Origin of the sequence: Rhodococcus sp. P14, from assembly GCF_000256505.1 — a bacterium.
Lineage (GTDB): Bacteria > Actinomycetota > Actinomycetes > Mycobacteriales > Mycobacteriaceae > Rhodococcus > Rhodococcus ruber.
Window position 1 is genome coordinate 1 of record NZ_AJFC01000295.1, and the last position, 4,839, is coordinate 4,839.

Consider the following 4,839-nt stretch of genomic DNA (forward strand, 5'->3'; position numbering starts at 1 on the left):
AGGCAGAGACCAACCCTCTGGTCGAGCAGACGGTGGCCACCGACGCGTCGAAGGGTTCGCGTCGCGGCGTGGGAGTGGCGTGTGTGCGGGCCGACGGCAACTTCCGGCAGAAGATCTTCCCCGACACGCGCTCGATCCTGGCCGGTGAGCTCCTCGCCATCGAACTGGCCGTCACCACCTACCGGAACCGGCCCCTGCACATCCTCAGTGACAGTCGGCACGCGCTCGCGGGATTGCGCGGCGAAGCCCCGCTCACCACCGAAGCGACGGTGATCGCCGACCGCATCCGGCACCGCACCCGCGGCCTGCCGATCCGTTACTCGTGGGTGCGCGGCCATAGCGGACACCCGCTCAACGAGGTCGCCGATCGGCTCGCGGTGGCCGCCCGGCGCGCTCACGAGGCCCAGGTTCCTTCCGCGGCCCGGCAGACGATTGCCACGAACATCGTCGCCTCGCTGCTCACCCCTACGTCCGCAGCAGCCTGAGCCGCCCTCGCCTATACGCGCGAAATCGGCCGAACCGGGAAATGGTCGAGGCCGGCCGGAACGGGACCGCCTTAGGATCGATGGTGGAAGCCTGGAGTGCGTCCGATGGCGCACAGCTCACGAAAGAGATGGCCATGGCCGACGAACAGTCCTTCTGGCAGTCCCACCGCACCCTTGCCGGTGTGGCCCGCGACGCCGAACGCTTCGCGGTGCGCCTGCCCCTCGTGGGCCGGCTCGACATCCCGCGGCCCGAACAACTCGCCTACTTCGCCGGCCTCGGCCTGCTCGTGGCGTTGGATCTGATCGAGTGGCCCGTGGCGGTGGCGATCGGCGTGGGCCAGGTCCTGGTCACCGAGCATGCCAAGTCCGCCGCCGAACGTCCTGGCTCGCCGGGAGCGGCGACGAACGGCAACGCGGGCGCCGCGGTCGTCCCTGCGACGTAGTCGAGCGCACCGGACGCCGTCCCCGCGGTGGTGCACTCAGGACGGCGGGGCACTCAGGACGGCGATCACCGCTTCCGTGCCGGTGCCTTCTTTGCCGGTCGCTCCCCCGTCGTCGGCTTCCCGGCCGACGGCTTCGCCGCGGCCGCGGTCGGGGCGGCGCCGGGGCTCGTCGGTGTGGTGTCCGGGGTCGGTGCCGGCGCACGCTCGGTCGCGGGAGCGCCGGGCGTGGGGGTGGGACGAGGCGTGAGCAGCCGGATGGCCAGGGCCGTGGCGCCGAGTCCGGCCAGCACGGGCGCGGCGGCGATACCGGTTGCCAGGCCGGTAGCGCCCAGCACGACGATCGTTGCCGCTGCCGTCGGCGTCGACTCGGCTCCGCTGCCGAGACCGGAGCGAGCTCCTTCGGCGGCGCCGCGCACGCTGCCTGTCAGTGCGCCCAGCGCGGCGCCGCCGACGGCGCCGGCGGCGCGGGTGGTGGCGTCTGCCACGCCGACGACCGCCTGCGCGGTCTTGTCGAGGACATTCATCACTGCTACCTCCCGATCCGAGCGAAATGCGTCGCGGGTTGCCCCCGACCGCGGTGTCGCGCGACCGCAGCGGCCGGGCTCGGAATCGGCAGGTTCGAATGCCACTTGCGGAGACACACTCCCGGATCTCCGGTCGACACGGCCGATGCTCGCCCGGAGACCTGGTGACGCAAACGATACGGCGTCCGCCACCGCGATGTCACACCCCGACGATCGGCGTTCCCCCAGGATGCCGGCGAGGCTCGACCGCGCCCTGAACTCTCGCCGGTACCCGCGCGGCCCACGTACCTCGGTCCGGCAGGATGAGCACATGATGTCGCTTCTCGCCGCGCCCGTCGGAGCCGCCCGCCTCGTCCTGGACCGGACCGTGGAGGTCGCCGAGTTCGCGGTGTCCGTCCCCGGCCGGGTCGTCAACCTGCTCGAGACGACCGAGGCCCTGGTGGGGCGCATCGACGGCGTCGTCACCGATGCCCGCGAGATCGTCGCGCGGATCGACGACGTGGTCACCGAGGCCCGCGCGACCGTCGGGCGGGTCGGCGAGGTCGTCGACAGCAGTTCGGCGGTGGTCGGCGAGGCGGCGACCGTCGCCCGCCGCGCACAGGACGTGGTGGCGTCGGCCGGCCGCACGTCCGACTCGGCGGGCGAACTGCTCGACACGTACGCCCCGATGGCGACTCGGGCGGCGCCGCTCGCCGGCCAGTTCATCGACGAGCTCAGCGCCGAGGAGGTGCACGCGGCGGTCGTGCTGCTCGATCAGCTGCCCGAGCTCGCGGACCGGATGACGGCGCTGATGCCGATCCTCGGCACGCTCGAGACCGTCGCCCCGGAGATCCACGAGCTGCTCGGAGTGGCGAAGGATGTGCGGCAGGCGATCGTCGGCGTGCCGGGGTTCGACTTCCTGCGCCGTCGCGGCGAGGACAAGGAGAACGGCGACGACGACTGACCGTCACGGCCGGACGAGGATCTTGACGTTCTCCTCCTTGTTGGAGATCAGTTCCTCGAACCCGTGGGCGACGATGTCGTCGAGGTCGATGCGGCCGGTGATGAACTGGTAGGGGTCGACCTTGCCGGAGGCGATCATCTCGATCGTCGCGGGATGATCGTTCGCGTAGGCCAGGCTGCCGAGCAGGTTGACCTCGCGGAAGACCAGGTCGTTCATCGCGACGGACGCCTCGTGGCCCCAGATCGCGACGTTGACGCACGTGCCGCCCGCCCGGGTGGACAGGATCGCGGACTTCAGCACCGCGTCGATGCCGGCGCATTCGAAGGAGACGTCGGCGCCGCGTCCGCCGGTCAGCTCGAGGACCTGCTCGGTGACGTCGCCGTCGCGCGGGTCGATGATGTGGTCCGCGCCGGCCGGTTCGGCCTTCTTCTTCCGCACGTCGGCGGGTTCGACGACGATGATCTGGTCGACACCGGCGGCGCGCAGGGCCGACGTGGTGACGAGCCCGATCGGCCCGGCGCCGAACACGAGCGCCGAGTGGCTCGGTCGCGCTCCGGACAGGCGTACGGCGTGGTAGGCCACGGCGAGGGGTTCGACGAGTGCGCCGACGTCGGTGCCGAGTTCGCCGAGTGGGTGGATCCAGCGCCGCTCGGCCACGACGTACTGGGAGAACCCGCCGCCGTAGCCGGACAGTCCCACGAATCCCAGTGTGCCGCAGACGTTGTAGCGTCCGTTGCGGCAGGCGTCGCAGCGTCCGCAGATGATGTACGGCTCGACCGCGACCCGGTCGCCGACGCGCAGATCGTCGACGCCCTCGCCGACTTCCGCGACGACGCCGGCGAACTCGTGCCCGAGGGTGATCGGCACGGTCTCGCCGGTGATGGGGTGCGGTGCGTCGGCGGGCGGGGCGAAGATCGGGCCCTCGAGGTACTCGTGCAGGTCGGTGCCGCAGATGCCGCACCACTCCACCTCGACCTTGACGGTGCCGGGGCGGGTGGCCGGTTCGGGAATGTCCTCGACCCGGATGTCCCCGGGGCCGTGGAAGCGGGCTGCCTTCATGGGTCGATCTCCTCGCTGTACGGGCGTCGGATCTTGGTCGGCCGAGTCCGACGCGGGATCATCCGGGTGCGCCGCTGCCGAGGTCGGCGCGTGATCCAGCACACATCGAGCGCGCCGCCGCGGCAAACGTTGCAGCGCGTTGCGCGTACCGCCGGGTGTGGTGCCGGACACACCCGAGGGCATATGCTCGCGACAACTCGACCGACGAGAGACGGAGACCGTGGGCAACTTCAGCGCCATCGAACCGGGCACCGACCTGCACCGATACGCGCGCGAGCTGGCGCGTATGCACGACGCGGTGATCGGTGGCGGCCGCTCGCCGCTGCGGCCGCGGTCGGTGGTCGCGCGGTCGTGGACGCGGGTGCTCGGCGCCGGTCTCGCCCCCGACGGCAGCAACGCCCGCGCCCTGCTGCCGCTCGCCGAGGTGGAACGCCGGCGCCGCGCCTCGCCCCTGTCGGGGGTGATCGGCGACCTCGAGCAGGTGGTGTGCTCGGTGGCCGAGGCGTCGCACATGCTGATGGTGGTGACCGACGCGGACGGGATCGTGCTGTGGCGGGCCGGGTCGGCGAAGGTCCGCAGCCGGGCGGACAGCCTGGGGTTCAGCGAGGGCGCCCGGTGGACGGAGTCGACCGTGGGCACCAACGCGATCGGCACGGCGCTCGCCGAGGCCGCCCCGGTGCAGCTGTTCTCCGCCGAACACTTCGAGCAGTCCCAGCATCCCTGGTACTGCACGGCCGCCCCGATCCACGATCCCCGCACCGGGGAGCTGCTCGGCGTGGTCGACGTCAGCGGCCCGGCGCTGACGATCCATCCCACGATCAGCGCGCTGGTGGAGACGGCGGTGCGGCTGGCCGAGGCGCAGCTGTGGCGGCTGCACGAGAACCGGCTCGAGCGGCTGCGCACGGTCGCGGCGCCGGTGCTCGCCTCGATGAGCGGTCCGCTGCTGCTCGTCGACGAACACGGATGGGTGGCGCACGCGTCGGGCGTCGCGGCCACCAAGCGGGTCGCGGCACCGACCGCCGACCGCACCCTGAGCGTCCCGGGCCTGGGGATGTGCGTCCCGGAGCAGCTCGCGCACGGCTGGTTGATCCGGCCCGCCGGCGGCCCGGCGCGGATCACGATGGAGCTCGACCTGTCCGGCGCGCCGACGGTGGTCGTCAGCGGCGCGGACTCGACGTGGCGCAGCGCGCTGTCCGCGCGGCACGCGGAGATCCTGCTGATGCTGCACCTGCGGGGCCGCGAGGGGATGACGGTCACCGAGCTCAGCAACGGCATCTACGGCGACCCGGACCACGCCGTCGCGGTGCGGGCGGAGGTGTCCCGGCTGCGCCGCGCGCTCGGCTCCGTCGTCGAGAGCCGCCCCTACCGGCTCCCCCCCCCCCGCG

At 72.4% G+C, this 4,839-nt stretch carries 6 protein-coding genes; 4 read left to right on the top strand and 2 right to left on the bottom strand.

Annotation, left to right across the window (positions count from 1 at the left end; all coding sequences use genetic code 11):
• Positions 1–485: ribonuclease H family protein (locus OEY_RS28795; protein WP_010595684.1), on the top strand; the 485-nt coding region annotated here is incomplete at its 5' end.
• A 134-nt stretch (positions 486–619) separates the two neighbouring features.
• A complete protein-coding gene (locus OEY_RS0120695; RefSeq protein ID WP_026137535.1) occupies positions 620–928 on the top strand; it encodes a hypothetical protein in 309 nt (102 codons plus the stop codon).
• A 65-nt stretch (positions 929–993) separates the two neighbouring features.
• Here the strand turns inward: OEY_RS0120695 and OEY_RS0120700 are convergent, their stop codons facing one another.
• Positions 994–1,452, bottom strand: coding sequence for a hypothetical protein (locus tag OEY_RS0120700; protein WP_010595686.1), 459 nt, complete (start codon positions 1,450–1,452; stop codon positions 994–996).
• A 310-nt stretch (positions 1,453–1,762) separates the two neighbouring features.
• On the opposite strand from OEY_RS0120700, the gene OEY_RS0120705 reads away from it, so the two are divergent.
• A complete protein-coding gene (locus OEY_RS0120705) occupies positions 1,763–2,395 on the top strand; it encodes a hypothetical protein (protein ID WP_010595687.1) in 633 nt (210 codons plus the stop codon).
• 3 nt (positions 2,396–2,398) lie between these two features.
• Here the strand turns inward: OEY_RS0120705 and OEY_RS0120710 are convergent, their stop codons facing one another.
• Positions 2,399–3,454 carry a 2,3-butanediol dehydrogenase gene (locus OEY_RS0120710; RefSeq protein WP_010595688.1) on the bottom strand — a complete coding sequence of 352 codons (1,056 nt, stop codon included), beginning with the start codon at positions 3,452–3,454 and terminating at the stop codon, positions 2,399–2,401.
• 220 nt (positions 3,455–3,674) lie between these two features.
• Here OEY_RS0120710 and OEY_RS0120715 point away from each other — a divergent pair.
• The coding region (locus OEY_RS0120715) for a helix-turn-helix domain-containing protein (protein WP_010595689.1) at positions 3,675–4,839 on the top strand (1,165 nt) is incomplete at its 3' end.

Coding starts and splice junctions, on each gene's coding strand:
- OEY_RS0120695 (WP_026137535.1), top strand. CDS start 620: ATGGCCGACGAACAGTCCTTCTGGCAGTCCCACCGCACCCTTGCCGGT.
- OEY_RS0120705 (WP_010595687.1), top strand. CDS start 1,763: ATGATGTCGCTTCTCGCCGCGCCCGTCGGAGCCGCCCGCCTCGTCCTG.
- OEY_RS0120700 (WP_010595686.1), bottom strand. CDS start 1,452: ATGAATGTCCTCGACAAGACCGCGCAGGCGGTCGTCGGCGTGGCAGAC.
- OEY_RS0120710 (WP_010595688.1), bottom strand. CDS start 3,454: ATGAAGGCAGCCCGCTTCCACGGCCCCGGGGACATCCGGGTCGAGGAC.